The following is a 13,024-nucleotide window of genomic DNA, read 5'->3' as shown; positions in this document are numbered from 1 at the left end:
CTGATAATTAGAGTACACAGGTAAACGGCTATTAGCAAAAAAAGTTAATTACCCATGAACATTTCAGAACTCAAGACAGCAGTAAGGGAACTTCCAGAAAATGAACTCGCAGAGTTTCTCGAATGGCTTGATGAGTTTCAAGCAGCTCTCGCCGATCGCCAGTGGATCGATGGTGTACGAGTTAAGATAGATGCTGCTGTTGCCATGTCGGAACATACTCCACCGATTGATGGCGAAACGTTTATTGCAGGGATTTTGGATCGTTTCCGGCAAGTACGCGAGAGTAAACAAGGCTATACTAATTGAAATGCTTGTATGATAGTTGCATTCAATTCCTGCATTTTCTGACTTCCTAACTCGCCCAATCTTCTCACTATTAATCTCTGTTCAAGACTGACAATCCGAGTCACTATAACTTTAGAAGATACTTTTAATCCCGTGCTGGGAAATTCTGGATCTGAAGCATTTAAAGCAAATTCATCTAAACTTAGGGTAGTGACATTTTGCGAAGAAATGAAGCAGAGCGTAATTTCATCTATGGTTGAACTTGCCCACAGCACTAAAGCCGGACGTAACTTTTTCTGACTCAAATCTGTAAAGGGAAATTCAGCTAAAACAATATCTCCTTTTTTTAGCTTCACTAAATTGGCTCTCCATCTTCAAGGGTGTAAATATCAGGTTCGTCGTGCAGGAATTGAAATGCTCCTCCGCTTTGGGCTAACTGGGCTATTTCCGCAGTAGAAGGATAGGGGATGTTACTAAATAGTTTTGCTTTGATTAGCAATTGCTCTTCTTCTGAGAGTGTCTGGATGATTTGTACTAAGGATTCAATGAGTTTTGTGTTCATAGCTGAAAAAATCTGGGGATATTTTATCTTACTTCAACAAGGCAACCTTCGATCGCTTCATAGAGGTTTTGCAGCAATTCCTCAAAAGTTTCTCCCTCAGTTGCACAGCCAGGAATAGCAGGAACTTCTGCCCAGTATCCGCCTTCTTCTGCTTCGTGAATGATAATTTTGATTTTCAATTGATCCTCCTAATTTATTCTCAAAACTTACCTGTTCATTACTGTAGCAGACTTTACTCCTCCAAGTCCACCTGTTTAACCTGCTCTAAAGGTATATCTAGCGCTTCTGCAATTTGCTCGTCGCTCAAGCCAAACTGCCGTAATTTATCAATTGTTTCAATCTTAGTTTGATTTTTGCTTTCCTCCTGCAAGTCGGGAATTTCCGGCTGACTTTTATCTGGCGTAGGAGTAGAGGGTTCAGGGCAATTATTTATGCAGCCAATACCAATAAGATTTTTATTAATATTGTTTTCATTGCCAAAAGTTATATTCAGATTTATATGCCTTTCTAAGACGGATTCAAGATTACTTTTTTTCACTTGTTCGCCAAACACTTCAGATAACATTTGCAAAAGCTCGTGACTAGCCTTTTTAACGTGCTGGGAGCTATAACCATAAGTTTCTGCAACGTCAGCATATCTTTGACGCTTCAGTATGCCTGCGATAATCCTCCGCTGCAAGTTATTTAGACGTTTACCTGTGTTGGTATAGACAGCTTCATCGACAAATTGCAATATCTGAGGACTATCCATAGGTGGGATGGTGAGATAGGTATGGTTACTATACCAAACTTTTTCCAACTTTTTCCAACTTTTTCCAGCTAGTATCTAAAGTGTCTATAGCAATTTTATGAAGATCCAACTTTTTCCCACTTTTTTGGGTTTACGGCTTTGAATGCTCCGTTTATAATTAAAAGTAATGATTATATTAATATTTGTGTAAAGTCAATTGCGATTATTTCCTACAAGCGTAATAAACTGCAAATGAGAAATTTCCGCCAATATTCAAATATATGTAAATATGAAGCATTACATCAAGAATATGGATATGGTGGCATGAGGATAAATAAAATGCTATTAGCAATATGTACTATTTCATTATTAGCTACTTCAATTAAATCCGTAGCTCAGCAACCTACAAATAGACCAGATACTGGCACCATCAAACAAGGCTCTGGTACTTCAACTAAAAAAGCACCGATATCATCACCTACTCCATCGCAAAATGTTTTAACACTCAACGATACTACCGCTGTACAACAAACAAATAAAGAAACTGATTGGATCACAATGGTAGTTTCTCTACTTAGCTTACTTGTATCTTCTGCTGTTGCTTATAGCTCTAATTTTAGAAAAGAACGTATTCAGTTATGTTTTGGAAGAGATATCATACTTTTCCCCGTTCCTAAAACTAATGTTACAACAAGTAGTACAAGCATTGCGGGAGTAGGATTTAACCTACCGATCACATTTTACAATTGGAGTCCAAAAGGTGGAACAATTCAACGTATTCGCTTAGTTGTTTCCAAACAAGGTCATGATGATTGTTATGACATGACATGGACTACCTTCGTTAAGATTGAAAATTCTGAATTTCAAGATGAAAATTTAGCTCAGCCAATTGCTATAAAAGGTCTTTCTTCGGTGAATAAAGTAATTCGGTTTGATTGGATTACTGAAATAGGAGGAAGACAATTCCAGGTCAAAACAGGTGATTACGAGTTGATGATTTATGCATAAACAAAAGATGTACCAGTGCCTGACTTAGGATTCAAAAGTTGTTTTACCATTAAAGATGAGGACGATCTGAATTTCAAGAATATTATGGCTCAAAATAAAAGCACTTCAATTTGGATACCACTGAAAGCAAATGAAAAGCCAAATCGGTTTTTATCAAGAAACGATGTTGATACATTTTATCCTAAATCAATAGTAAAATAGTTTGTGATTAAGGAGTATTTTAAAGTATGTCTGACAATAATCGGTCAATTAATGTGAGTGGTGGAAATGTTTACGGTGCTGTGAGCGGTGGAACCATCTACGGTGCTTCTAACAGGGGAAACGTCGCTAATCAAATGACCCAGGGAGCTAGTATCCAAGTCAACAATATATTATCTGAGTCTGAGCAAAAGCAAACTCTTGCTGCTTCAGCTAAAGAAATTCAACAACTTCTCGAACAGTTAGCAAGAATTAATCCAAATCCTACTGAAGCCGAAAAGATTGAGTACGTTCATGATGAAACAACCCCTAGTTTCAAGCGTCGCTTGATTGCTGCATTGCAGGCTAGTGGTGAAGCTGCGATCGAAGAGTTTTTAGACACTCGCTATGTCATTGTCGGGAAGGCTATCGTTAAAGGTTGGATGAAACCAGAATAAATTGTGGTGCGTGAAGTGCGATCGCCCTAACCAGAAAAAAGCCCGATCGCCCGCAACTCCAAATCGTTTCAACGTCAGGAATATCATACCGCCGCGCGATCGCATCTTAGTTGCGATCGCGCCTATCTTTGTAAAACTCCCCTGGAAGTTGCAATTACTACGCTAAGCTGCTACCGTTAACATAGACGCATCGTAGGAAAACAACTGATGACACTAACAGAATTACTCCCTACCATTAGACAACTGTCTGCGATCGAGAAACGAGAGTTAATCCGCATTCTAATGGCGGAAGAAGATATCAGTGAGGATATTTTCCCTTTGGAACCTTACAAGATTTACTACCTACCAACACCCTACGATACTTTTGGTGCTGGTGCAGCTTTGATGCAGGCAATGAATTTGGCTAACAACAACGAAAACTGAGTATTATGCGATTCCAATACTCTACCAATGACCCCTCTCAAGATGAGTTTGATAGCCTACCCCGCATTCCCTTGATTCTGCACCACAATAACCAGGGAGTCGAAGTTGTTGGGTTAGTAGATAGCGGTGCAACCGTGAATGTATTGCCTTACCAAATAGGAACTCAGCTTGGCTTAGTTTGGGATGACAGTAAAGCCATTATTCGACTTGCTGGTAACATTGGTAATCAACCAGCGATGCCAGTATTTTTCATGGCTGAAATAGGGGAGTTTGCTCCGGTAAGATTAGTATTTGCTTGGGCAAAAAGTGACCGCGTATCATTGATTCTGGGACAGACAAATTTCTTCTTAGAATTTGACGTTCACTTTTATCGTTCTCGGCTTGAGTTCGATATTGAGCTGAAGCGTTAATCTCCACCAGAATTCATGTACCCAGCGCATCCCATAAATCTGACATCGGCTCATCAAAATCCTCAGCAATTACCAACGGCATCCCGCGCAGAGGATAATGCTTTTGCGCTGTCAATCCAGCACTCGAAATCTCAGCTAAATCTGTCAACATAGAAGGCTCAGCATTCGACAAGCGCGTCTGACGCAAAAAACTCAATAGCACCTGAAGTAAATCATCTGATGCTCGATCGATCTCATTGATTAGTTCTTCCCGGACGGTCACGATCGCACATTCTCCTTGCTAGACTTCTGTACCCATTATAATTATCCAAGAGCCGCTTTATTAAAACTTCCGCATCAGGGCCCAGAAACCGGGTTTTTTGCCTTGGGTACTGGCTGCAACGAAATATTTTCCTAAAAACCCGGTTTCTTTCTAAAAAAAACATTGCCGCATCCTTGGGAATGGCTAAGCCACCCCAAATCCCGTATATTCGCGCACATAGGTTGCTTGAAATCCCAAGATAATATCATCCTCTGCCACACCCATTGCCACCAACTCGTGCGCGACTCGCATCTCCGTTGTATTCTGCTGCAACCAAATCTTGCCATCCTTAATATCCAAATGGATCACACATCCATACACCCGCCGATGCCCATCCCAACCAACATTCGTCACCTGATAATGATCCCGCTGCGTATCAAAAATTATTTGCGACTCGATCGCACCGTTGGAGACCGGAATTGCCGCATATTGGGTCAATAATGCTTGAATCGACTGACGATAATGCTCTAGTTTATCCATTGCACAATCACCTCATTTATTGGCTCGTAAACAATGCGGTTAACTTGATGCCGCTCTACCGAGATTCTTCAACTTTATTGTACTTCCAATCGCGTCTATCTGGAAAAGCTCGATCGACCTTCTGAACAATAAGTCTATTCTGTGTTTGTAGATCGATCGACCTCACCCTCACCCTCATCCTCCAAAACTTCACCCAAATAGCGCTGCACAAACTCCCGCGCTGCATCTATATCTAGCAACTTTAACGCCACAACCATCTTCACAAGCGTGTCTCCCGTTGGATCGATGAGCTCATTAAACCAACGATAGACAACGGAACGTCGCACGCCCATTGCGATCGCCAATTTGTTTTGGCTAATGCCATAGGTATTCAGCACATCTCTCAAAACTCGACCAGCTTTCCCCATGCACCCCATGATGCCAAGGGATGCCCCAACCGTAAATGACTACATATATGTATTCATTGCGGTATGATATTGGTAACTACACATATGTAGTCATAGGTTGATTTTGAAGATGAGGACTTCCCAATGGCTAAAGACTTTCCAATCGAACCGCCCAAGGACACCCAACAAGAGGCAGAACCCACGGACGATCGAGAAAACCGGGAACCCGTGCGTATCATGGTTGTTGGCTCCCGCCAAGGCATAACCGCCGTAGTAAATTGGCTGGTGCGACTAGGTTTTGCCCAAATGGCAGACTGGAGCGACTTGCAGCGTGCACCGAATACCGGCCAGTGGATGCGCGTGCTCACCAAATGGTTGCAGAAGAATTGACGCAACTGACGAGGAGGGCGATCGCATTTCATAAACCTGATGTTTCGGAATCGTGCGATCGCCCGTCAAGTTCGTAGGCCGGGGCCGGGGCGTAGCCATCGCCCTATTGATACAATCGAGATAGCGGTCGTTATTCCCGATTCCCACCATGACATTCATCAACCCCAAAACCGATTACGCCTTCAAAAAAATATTTGGTTCCTCAGAAAGCAAAGACATTCTGATCAGCTTTCTCAACGCCATAATTTACGAGGGCAATCCTACCATTGAAGACTTAGAAATTATCGACCCCAACCTCCCGCCCAAAGTCGAAGGTTTAAAAGACTCCTCTTTAGATGTCAAAGCCCAACTAGCCGACGGTACTTTAGTCATCATTGAAATGCAGGTATTAAACGTCGAATCTTTCGGACAAAGAATCTTGTACAACGCCGCCAAAACCTACGCATCTCAATTGCAAAAGGGACAAGGATATCGAATGCTCAGACCAGTAATTGCCTTAACAATAACTGATTTCGAGATGTTTAAAAACAGCAACAACTTAATTTCGCGATTTGTCTACAAAGAAGAGATTTCTAACTTACCCTATCCCGATAACGATCTAAAGTTAGTATTTGTAGAATTACCAAAATTTACCAAAACAGTAGACCGACTAGAAACTCTAGCAGATAAATGGCTCTATTTCATGAAATACGCGGTAACGATAACGGAAATCCCGCCAGTAATGGATAGCGTACCCGAAATCCATCAAGCTTTTGACATCGCAGATCGAGTGAATTTAAGCCCGGAGGAAATAGCAAATATCGAACGGCAAGAAATGTTTATTTACGACCAGCAAGGAGCGATAATTAAAGCTGTTAAAGATGCTGTTCAAGAAAGCAGACAAGAAAGCAGACAAGAAGGCCGACAAGAAGGCCGACAAGAAGAAAAGCTGACGATCGCACGGCAGTTACTCGATCGCCTAGATGACGCAACAATCGCTCAAATAACCGGACTTAGCGTTGAGTACGTGCAGAATTTGCGATCGGAATGAGATTTATTTCAAAAAGAGCACCGATGATAAAATCGAAATAGCGATCGTGATTCCCGATTCCAACCATGACATTCATCAACCCCAAAACCGATTACGCCTTCAAAAAAATATTTGGCTCCTCAGAAAGCAAAGACATTCTCATCAGCTTTCTCAACGCCATGATTTACGATGGCAATCCTACCATTGCAGACTTAGAAATTATCGACCCTAACTTACCGCCCAAAGTCGAAGGCTTGAAAGATACTTATTTAGATGTCAAAGCCAAACTAATTGATGGTAGGCTAGTCATTATTGAAATGCAGGTATTAAACGTAGAGTCTTTCGGCAAGAGAGTTTTGTACAACGCAGCCAAAACTTACGCCTTTCAATTGCAAAAAGGAGAAGGCTACCGAATGCTCAAACCAGTGATAGCATTAACACTGACTGATTTCGAGATGTTTGCAAATAGCGCTCGACTAATTTCGAGATTTGTCTACAAAGAAGTAACGAGCAATCTCCCATATACCGATAATAACATCGAGTTGGTATTTGTAGAACTTCCTAAATTCACCAAAGAAGTAGACCAGCTAGAAACCCTTGCGGATAAATGGATATATTTCATGAAATATGCGAGGACAATAACGGATGTCCCGGCAGTAATGGATAGCGTTCCAGAGATTCATCAAGCCTTTGACATCGCAAATCAAGTCAATTTAACACCTGATGAATTGGCGGATATCGAACGGCGAGAAATGTTTATTTATGACCAACAAGGAGCTATACTCCAAGCCGTTCAAGCAGAAAAGCTGGCGATCGCACGGCAATTGCTCGATCGCCTGGATGATGCAACTATCAGTCAAACAACCGGACTCAGTATAGAGGATGTGCGGAATTTGCGATCGGAAGTTTGATGCGTCGAAAACCAGACATGACTTTGTTCGCGTCCATTTTCTTAGTCTCGCGTTGCGCGGACTTCGTTTGACAAGAAGCGGTTGAAACCGCCGAGTCATAAACCCTACCTCAAAAACAACTTATAAGCCGGATTTTGACTCTCATCCCCATACTGATAGCCCAGCGTATCCAAAAAAGCCTGCCATTCCTGCATCTCATCGGGCGGTACTTGAATTCCCACCACAATTCGCCCGTAATCGGCGCCATTATTTCGATAGTGAAAAACGCTGATATTCCAGTTAGGACTCATCGAACCGACAAACTTCATCAACGCACCCGGACGTTCGGGAAATTCAAAGCGATAAAACAATTCATGATCTGCCAGCATCGAACGCCCGCCCACCATATGCCGCACGTGCAATTTCGTTAATTCATCATCAGTTAAATCCAAAGTCTTGAAACCACAATCTTCAAAACTTGCGGCTATCTTCACCGCATCCGCACGGTTTTCAATTTGCACGCCGATAAAAATATGTGCTTCTTTTTCATCCGCAATTCGATAGCTAAATTCAGTTAAATTGCGCTTGCCCAGACATTCGCAAAACCTGCGGAGACTTCCCGGTTGTTCGGGAATTGTGACTGCAAAAATGGCTTCGCGGCGTTCGCCAAACTCGGCTCTTTCTGCTACAAAACGCAGCCGATCAAAATTCATGTTCGCGCCACAAGCAACAGCAATTAATGTTTCTCCTGCGATTTGTTCCCGTTCCACGTAAGCTTTCGCACCTGCGATCGCCAAAGCGCCAGCAGGTTCTAAGATCGATCGCGTATCTTCAAAAACATCCTTAATCGCCGCGCAAACATCATCCGTATCCACCAAAATAATCTCATCCACATACTCCTGACACAACCGAAAAGTTTCCTCCCCAACTTCCCGCACAGCAACGCCATCAGCAAATAAACCCACCTGCGACAAACGCACCCGTTTACCCGCTTTCAGGGATTGATTCATTGCATCGGAATCCACCGGTTCGACGCCAATAATCTTAATTTCCGGCCGCAACCGCTTGACATAGGCCGCAATTCCCGAAATCAATCCGCCGCCACCAATTGCCACAAAAATCGCGTGAATTGGTTTTTGATGTTGCCGCAGAATTTCCATGCCGATCGTACCCTGTCCAGCAATCACGTAGGGGTCATCAAAAGGGTGAATAAAAGTCATACCTTTTTGGGCCTCTAATTGACGCGCAAAAGCGTAAGCATCATCGTAAGCATCCCCATGCAAGACTACCTCTCCACCACGGGCTATCACCGCATTTACCTTCACCTGCGGCGTCGTTACGGGCATGACTATGATCGCGCGAGTTCCGAGGTGGCGGGCGGCGAGGGCGACTCCTTGGGCGTGGTTGCCGGCGGAAGCTGCAATGACGCCTTGTGCTAGCAAATCCGGCGACAGTTGCGCCATTTTGTTGTACGCACCCCGCAGTTTGAAGGAAAACACCGACTGCATATCCTCTCGCTTCAGCAAAAGTTTATTGTTGAGCCGTGCTGATAGATTCGGGGCGCATTCTAGGGCTGTTTCTTGAGCAACATCGTAGACGCGGGCGGTGAGGATTTGTACTAGGTAATCGCAAAGCATGGGGTTAGCAGGTTGGTTGATGCCGGATGGTGGGTTAATTGTACGGCACTTGTGCGATCGTTAGGTCGGGATTTTGGGGCGATCGCAGTTCGCAGTTAACGAAAGATTCAGTCAACTTGGTTTGATTTAGTTACATAAATAGTCAATCCTATTCTGGCATCCCGATCGAACTTTAACCCTACTTCTGCCTCCGAGGTTATTTCCACCTGATTGTGGGAAATATCATTAAGCTGAATGCTCTCAATTTTAGGAGAGTAGCAGTACGACAATTCATCATTAACTAAAACTAGAAAAACACGTCCTCCTACAGTTAAGGTAACTTCCTGAACTTTGGCTACGCCTGCTTGTGGCTTTTTGAACCACTCAGTAATTTTTCCAATCTCCCTTACCAGCCCTCGATCGATCTGGCGTAAAATTATATTGTAGGTGACTAAATCGGCAAGGGATTTACATAAAGCCTCAACAAAATCACCTAAGTCCAACAGTTCTTGAGTTCCCAAAATCTCATCTGTAGAGCCGTGTGCTGCTTTATTTCGATAGTCAACCAGTTGTTTGAGTTCTCCTTCTGCCGTGTTTTGACTGCCGCCAACTTCCTCTACAAAATATTTAATTTCTTTGTGGTTAATTACCCATTTCCACGCCTCATCAATCCCAGCATTTTTCAAAACTGTTTCTAGCACTTCCTTCCGTAAATTTTGCTCGTGCAATAGGAAAGCATCAGGAAGTAGTTCGTATTTTCCAGTGTCAGTAATTCCACAGGATAATCCTTGCACTACTTTCTCAACTGAAAGGTGTTGAAACCTATTCTTTTTGATGTCAATCAATAAACGCCCTATACCCTCTCGATGGGTATTTTGGATTTTTTCTCCCAAATCTGAATAACGTGGAACCAAATCGGGCATCCGTCGCAGCCAATCAGAAATTAAATCCTCAACGAAGCGCTCGTAAATAGCATACAATCGGGTTACAACAGCAGAGCGATCGTAAATTTCCCACTCCTTTTCGCTAGGAATTACGTCTATTAATGCGGCAAATTCATCATCTTCTGCCAACTTCTGTTTATTTAAACTGTCTCGAAATACGATTCTTCTAAGTCGATGGTTAGTCTTGATTATCGCACGAACTGTTGAAATTTTGACACTAGCTTTCTCGATCAGCTCCTCAAACATCGCAAGTTACTCTCCGATAACTTGCGAAAGCATTTCGTCAAATATTCCGAGCCGCTCCTGAATCTCTGCTTTACTTGTTCCACCTCCTGTCAAAAAACGAGCTTCCGGTTGGTTAAAGAGGTTTTTTGTTGCTTCAATAACGCGATGTCTTCCAGACATTAATTGATAGGCATCAAGTAAATGCTTGTTAAAACCAAGCATAGTCGCATCATAATAGAATCGATTGGATTGTTCAGACCAAGTTTGAGATTGAGGATCGAATGGTTTAAATAAATGCTGTCCGTAAACTCGATAGGCTAATGAAAGAGTTTCTATAAAAGAATCTTCCAGAAAATTAATATCGTGCAGGGAAAAACTTGCAGTTTTCATCATATACAAGTCTAAAAAATCTGGCAGTTCCATTTGATAATGTTCTATATTTCTTAGGGCAAAAAAACGCAAAACTAATTCAGCATCTTCCATTTTTTCATAAATACTGTTCTTCTCTAAGTCTCGGCTTTTATCGTCTGTCGGAATTCCCCAAGCTTCAGCAAATATGGGATTGCGCGCTAATCTTAGCAACAGTTCATTGAACTTTCCACCATACAAAATGTTTCTCATTTCCTGTTGGCTGAAATTTAATCTTCCAGTATTTAGACGTTCAAAGGTTTTCTTTTTGAGGAACTTGTCTGCTTCAGGATTGGATGTTAATTCGGCAAGAATTGCTATTGAGGATATGGATCTGCGATCGATATTAGCCCTAATTTGTAGAGGAAGTCTGCTGTAGGTATGTCCATTTAATTCAGGCAAAATTTCCAGCTCAGTCAGTTTTAGTTGGTTTTCATAAAACTCTTGAATAGCGGAGATTCGCTGCTCACCATCCAAGACTTCATAAGGCTTGAAATCTTGTTTATACAGAATTATTGAAGGTACGGGAATATTGAGAATAAATGACTCTATCAATCTGGATTTCATCGTCGCAGTCCAACGACCCCTTCTTTGGTAGAACGATCGCATTTCTATATAATTAGAAAGTTTTAATGATTCAACAAACCGGGGAAGCTTTTCACGGTTAATTTCGGTAACGATTGGTGTTTCTTTGAAGTCGTAGCGCTGGTATGTGTCGCGATCGAACCTGCGATGATCTGGTGTGTTTTGGGACCAACTATTCCACATCTTTTCTTCAAATGGTGCGAGCTGCATTTCCGTAGTCTCCCTAAGCACAACTTGTTAATAATTATAGCATTTTCAGGATTAGCCGATCGACTCAAATCTAGCAAACTAGCGATCGCAAATTATCGCTGCAGAAGATCGATCGCCCTTACCCGATCGCCAAATCCGATTTTATGGCAAAATTAGCCTAGAATGAAATATGAAATCTGGCTATCGGGCAAGCTGTAGCGAATGTTGCCCTCGTGAGTCCTGACTTCGTTTTTGCCGTTTACCCCGGTTCTAAAATCCGGTTTGTGAGCGTATTAGTCCGTAATCCTTGATTTAGTATGTAAAATCATGAACGTACAAATTACAGATTTGCGTGCGGTTGACGAGCCAAAAATTCAACAGGTAGCTAAATTAATAGTTGAAGGTTTTAAAGAGCATTGGCCCGATGCTTGGCCCGATCTAAATTCTGCTTTGCAAGAAGTGCAAGAATCTTTGGGAGCCGATCGCATCAGTCGAATTGCTGTGGCCGACAACAATCAAGTTTTGGGATGGATTGGCGGGATTAAACAGTATGACGGTAATGTTTGGGAACTGCACCCGCTGGTAGTGGGAACAGAATTTCGCAGACAAGGAATTGGTCGATCGCTCGTAGCTGATTTAGCAGCAGAAGCTAAAAACCGGGGAGGGATCGTGCTGTGGGTGGGTACCGACGACGAAGACAATCAAACCACTCTTTCAGGCATCAATCTTTATCCTAACGTTTGGGAACACGTCGCCAAAATTAGAAATTTGCGCGGTCATCCCTACGAATTTTATCAAAAGATGGGTTTTGCGATCGTGGGAGTGATGCCCGACGCGAACGGAATTGGCAAGCCAGATATTTACATGGCAAAGCGGTTGTAAAGTTTAATGTAGGTTCTAAATTTACTGACTGGTGGCTTGCCAATTCAACACTTAGCAAAATTAGTTGTTGAAAGTTTCCCAGAAAATCGGTCTAGTCTGGACGTGCGAACCCCGTTCGAGGGTCGCTGATAAACAAACCCAGAACTAACGAATCCATCACCGTATCCCAGACAGGAGTCAAACGCTCTGCATCGTCAACCCAGTAATCAAAAGTAATCAAACACTGAACATTAGAACCCAATCCAATACAGATTCGCGAATAAGCTTCCCGCTGTTCTGGAGGGTCGATAAACTTAAATTCAGTCCAAACAACGCGGGCAGTTTGCCGCTTCAATTGGATAATTTCCCCAAAAGCGATCGGATTTCGCGTATCATCTTCAACTACCTTCTGTAATAGCGGCACCAGCGGAAAATCTGCCCAGTTATTAGGTGGTAGCAAATTAAACGAAACCTCCAAACGACAATCATCATCCGGCGGCTTTTTATCCGTAAACCGGAACGAATTAGTATCCGGTTCAAAATGCCAATCTTCCGGGACATCAAAGCGGACTGCACCTCTTCCTGCTACAAAAATTCGGGTTCCCGGCTTTGACTTCCAATTGTGGTCTTCTTTGAGTTCTAGAGTTTCCTTGAGCCATGCTTGCTTTTTGCGCTTAGACATAAACA

21 protein-coding genes are annotated in these 13,024 nt (G+C 42.6%); 10 read left to right on the top strand and 11 right to left on the bottom strand.

The features are described 5' to 3' along the window. The first annotated feature begins 54 nt into the window (after nucleotides 1–54). A complete protein-coding gene (locus QUB35_RS14670; RefSeq protein ID WP_333142594.1) occupies nucleotides 55–306 on the top strand; it encodes a hypothetical protein in 252 nt (83 codons plus the stop codon). Here QUB35_RS14670 and QUB35_RS14665 read toward each other — a convergent pair. The 4 genes from QUB35_RS14665 to QUB35_RS14650 are packed head-to-tail and all read right to left on the bottom strand — an operon-like array spanning nucleotide 294 to nucleotide 1,598. Beyond that, nucleotides 294–641 carry a type II toxin-antitoxin system PemK/MazF family toxin gene (locus QUB35_RS14665; protein WP_333142593.1) on the bottom strand — a complete coding sequence of 116 codons (348 nt, stop codon included), beginning with the start codon at nucleotides 639–641 and terminating at the stop codon, nucleotides 294–296. The genes QUB35_RS14670 and QUB35_RS14665 overlap by 13 nt on opposite strands. Further along, a complete protein-coding gene (locus tag QUB35_RS14660) occupies nucleotides 641–847 on the bottom strand; it encodes a hypothetical protein (RefSeq protein WP_333142592.1) in 207 nt (68 codons plus the stop codon). Before QUB35_RS14660 ends, QUB35_RS14665 begins: the two co-directional genes overlap by 1 nt. 23 nt (nucleotides 848–870) lie before the next feature. Continuing rightward, a complete protein-coding gene (locus QUB35_RS14655; protein WP_333142591.1) occupies nucleotides 871–1,026 on the bottom strand; it encodes a type II toxin-antitoxin system HicB family antitoxin in 156 nt (51 codons plus the stop codon). Between the two features lie 53 nt (nucleotides 1,027–1,079). After that, nucleotides 1,080–1,598 (bottom strand): hypothetical protein, encoded by a 519-nt coding sequence (locus tag QUB35_RS14650; RefSeq protein WP_333142620.1) that lies wholly within the window; start codon nucleotides 1,596–1,598, stop codon nucleotides 1,080–1,082. 138 nt (nucleotides 1,599–1,736) lie between these two features. On the opposite strand from QUB35_RS14650, the gene QUB35_RS14645 reads away from it, so the two are divergent. The 5 genes from QUB35_RS14645 to QUB35_RS14625 all read left to right on the top strand — a co-directional run bounded on the left by QUB35_RS14645 (nucleotide 1,737) and on the right by QUB35_RS14625 (nucleotide 4,053). Beyond that, nucleotides 1,737–2,585 carry a hypothetical protein gene (locus QUB35_RS14645; RefSeq protein ID WP_333142590.1) on the top strand — a complete coding sequence of 283 codons (849 nt, stop codon included), beginning with the start codon at nucleotides 1,737–1,739 and terminating at the stop codon, nucleotides 2,583–2,585. 227 nt (nucleotides 2,586–2,812) lie between these two features. Continuing rightward, nucleotides 2,813–3,220 carry a hypothetical protein gene (locus QUB35_RS14640; RefSeq protein WP_333142589.1) on the top strand — a complete coding sequence of 136 codons (408 nt, stop codon included), beginning with the start codon at nucleotides 2,813–2,815 and terminating at the stop codon, nucleotides 3,218–3,220. A gap of 1 nt (nucleotide 3,221) precedes the next feature. After that, a complete protein-coding gene (locus QUB35_RS14635; protein ID WP_333142588.1) occupies nucleotides 3,222–3,386 on the top strand; it encodes a hypothetical protein in 165 nt (54 codons plus the stop codon). A 41-nt stretch (nucleotides 3,387–3,427) separates the two neighbouring features. Further along, nucleotides 3,428–3,643 (top strand): hypothetical protein, encoded by a 216-nt coding sequence (locus QUB35_RS14630; protein WP_333142587.1) that lies wholly within the window; start codon nucleotides 3,428–3,430, stop codon nucleotides 3,641–3,643. Nucleotides 3,644–3,648: 5 nt separating this feature from the next. Next, nucleotides 3,649–4,053, top strand: coding sequence for a hypothetical protein (locus tag QUB35_RS14625; protein ID WP_333142586.1), 405 nt, complete (start codon nucleotides 3,649–3,651; stop codon nucleotides 4,051–4,053). Nucleotides 4,054–4,066: 13 nt separating this feature from the next. Here QUB35_RS14625 and QUB35_RS14620 read toward each other — a convergent pair whose 3' ends face one another. The 3 genes from QUB35_RS14620 to QUB35_RS14610 all read right to left on the bottom strand — a co-directional run bounded on the left by QUB35_RS14620 (nucleotide 4,067) and on the right by QUB35_RS14610 (nucleotide 5,250). Continuing rightward, nucleotides 4,067–4,315 (bottom strand): hypothetical protein, encoded by a 249-nt coding sequence (locus QUB35_RS14620; protein WP_333142585.1) that lies wholly within the window; start codon nucleotides 4,313–4,315, stop codon nucleotides 4,067–4,069. Between the two features lie 183 nt (nucleotides 4,316–4,498). Continuing rightward, nucleotides 4,499–4,834, bottom strand: coding sequence for a XisI protein (locus QUB35_RS14615; protein WP_333142584.1), 336 nt, complete (start codon nucleotides 4,832–4,834; stop codon nucleotides 4,499–4,501). Nucleotides 4,835–4,968: 134 nt separating this feature from the next. Further along, complete coding sequence (locus QUB35_RS14610; protein ID WP_333142583.1) at nucleotides 4,969–5,250, bottom strand: helix-turn-helix transcriptional regulator; 282 nt, start codon at nucleotides 5,248–5,250, stop codon at nucleotides 4,969–4,971. A 114-nt stretch (nucleotides 5,251–5,364) separates the two neighbouring features. Here QUB35_RS14610 and QUB35_RS14605 point away from each other — a divergent pair, with 114 nt between their 5' ends. The 3 genes from QUB35_RS14605 (at nucleotide 5,365) to QUB35_RS14595 (ending at nucleotide 7,530) form a co-directional block, all read left to right on the top strand. Continuing rightward, nucleotides 5,365–5,610: a hypothetical protein gene (locus tag QUB35_RS14605; RefSeq protein ID WP_333142582.1), complete on the top strand. Its 246-nt coding sequence runs from the start codon at nucleotides 5,365–5,367 to the stop codon at nucleotides 5,608–5,610. Between the two features lie 148 nt (nucleotides 5,611–5,758). After that, entirely contained in the window at nucleotides 5,759–6,640 is an 882-nt protein-coding gene (locus tag QUB35_RS14600) for an Rpn family recombination-promoting nuclease/putative transposase (protein ID WP_333142581.1), read from the top strand. A gap of 65 nt (nucleotides 6,641–6,705) precedes the next feature. Next, entirely contained in the window at nucleotides 6,706–7,530 is an 825-nt protein-coding gene (locus QUB35_RS14595) for an Rpn family recombination-promoting nuclease/putative transposase (RefSeq protein ID WP_333142580.1), read from the top strand. Between the two features lie 104 nt (nucleotides 7,531–7,634). Here QUB35_RS14595 and ilvA read toward each other — a convergent pair whose 3' ends face one another. From ilvA to QUB35_RS14580, 3 genes are all read right to left on the bottom strand, one after another. Continuing rightward, nucleotides 7,635–9,167, bottom strand: coding sequence for a threonine ammonia-lyase, biosynthetic (ilvA, locus tag QUB35_RS14590; RefSeq protein ID WP_333142619.1), 1,533 nt, complete (start codon nucleotides 9,165–9,167; stop codon nucleotides 7,635–7,637). 86 nt (nucleotides 9,168–9,253) lie between these two features. Further along, entirely contained in the window at nucleotides 9,254–10,315 is a 1,062-nt protein-coding gene (locus tag QUB35_RS14585) for an MAE_28990/MAE_18760 family HEPN-like nuclease (RefSeq protein WP_333142579.1), read from the bottom strand. A gap of 6 nt (nucleotides 10,316–10,321) precedes the next feature. Beyond that, nucleotides 10,322–11,497, bottom strand: coding sequence for a DUF262 domain-containing protein (locus QUB35_RS14580; protein ID WP_333142578.1), 1,176 nt, complete (start codon nucleotides 11,495–11,497; stop codon nucleotides 10,322–10,324). Between the two features lie 306 nt (nucleotides 11,498–11,803). Between QUB35_RS14580 and QUB35_RS14575 the strand changes: the two genes are divergently transcribed. Further along, on the top strand, nucleotides 11,804–12,358 hold the full coding sequence (locus tag QUB35_RS14575) for a GNAT family N-acetyltransferase (protein WP_333142577.1): 555 nt from the start codon (nucleotides 11,804–11,806) through the stop codon (nucleotides 12,356–12,358). A 91-nt stretch (nucleotides 12,359–12,449) separates the two neighbouring features. On the opposite strand, the gene QUB35_RS14570 is transcribed toward QUB35_RS14575, so the two are convergent. Continuing rightward, on the bottom strand, nucleotides 12,450–13,019 hold the full coding sequence (locus QUB35_RS14570; protein WP_333085073.1) for a hypothetical protein: 570 nt from the start codon (nucleotides 13,017–13,019) through the stop codon (nucleotides 12,450–12,452). Nucleotides 13,020–13,024 lie beyond the last annotated feature (5 nt).

This window comes from Microcoleus sp. B13-B6 (genome assembly GCF_036705405.1).
GTDB lineage: Bacteria > Cyanobacteriota > Cyanobacteriia > Cyanobacteriales > Microcoleaceae > Microcoleus.
The sequence above is the reverse complement of the archived record's forward strand: the minus strand, read 5'-3'. Positions and strand labels throughout refer to the sequence as shown.

Excerpts from the sequence above, each read along its gene's own strand:
- QUB35_RS14670 (WP_333142594.1), top strand. The coding sequence starts at position 55 with ATGAACATTTCAGAACTCAAGACAGCAGTAAGGGAACTTCCAGAAAAT.
- QUB35_RS14660 (WP_333142592.1), bottom strand. The coding sequence starts at position 847 with ATGAACACAAAACTCATTGAATCCTTAGTACAAATCATCCAGACACTC.
- QUB35_RS14650 (WP_333142620.1), bottom strand. The coding sequence starts at position 1,598 with ATGGATAGTCCTCAGATATTGCAATTTGTCGATGAAGCTGTCTATACC.
- QUB35_RS14640 (WP_333142589.1), top strand. The coding sequence starts at position 2,813 with ATGTCTGACAATAATCGGTCAATTAATGTGAGTGGTGGAAATGTTTAC.
- QUB35_RS14630 (WP_333142587.1), top strand. The coding sequence starts at position 3,428 with ATGACACTAACAGAATTACTCCCTACCATTAGACAACTGTCTGCGATC.
- QUB35_RS14625 (WP_333142586.1), top strand. The coding sequence starts at position 3,649 with ATGCGATTCCAATACTCTACCAATGACCCCTCTCAAGATGAGTTTGAT.
- QUB35_RS14615 (WP_333142584.1), bottom strand. The coding sequence starts at position 4,834 with ATGGATAAACTAGAGCATTATCGTCAGTCGATTCAAGCATTATTGACC.
- QUB35_RS14610 (WP_333142583.1), bottom strand. The coding sequence starts at position 5,250 with ATGGGGTGCATGGGGAAAGCTGGTCGAGTTTTGAGAGATGTGCTGAAT.
- QUB35_RS14605 (WP_333142582.1), top strand. The coding sequence starts at position 5,365 with ATGGCTAAAGACTTTCCAATCGAACCGCCCAAGGACACCCAACAAGAG.
- QUB35_RS14600 (WP_333142581.1), top strand. The coding sequence starts at position 5,759 with ATGACATTCATCAACCCCAAAACCGATTACGCCTTCAAAAAAATATTT.
- QUB35_RS14595 (WP_333142580.1), top strand. The coding sequence starts at position 6,706 with ATGACATTCATCAACCCCAAAACCGATTACGCCTTCAAAAAAATATTT.
- QUB35_RS14585 (WP_333142579.1), bottom strand. The coding sequence starts at position 10,315 with ATGTTTGAGGAGCTGATCGAGAAAGCTAGTGTCAAAATTTCAACAGTT.
- QUB35_RS14580 (WP_333142578.1), bottom strand. The coding sequence starts at position 11,497 with ATGCAGCTCGCACCATTTGAAGAAAAGATGTGGAATAGTTGGTCCCAA.
- QUB35_RS14575 (WP_333142577.1), top strand. The coding sequence starts at position 11,804 with ATGAACGTACAAATTACAGATTTGCGTGCGGTTGACGAGCCAAAAATT.
- QUB35_RS14570 (WP_333085073.1), bottom strand. The coding sequence starts at position 13,019 with ATGTCTAAGCGCAAAAAGCAAGCATGGCTCAAGGAAACTCTAGAACTC.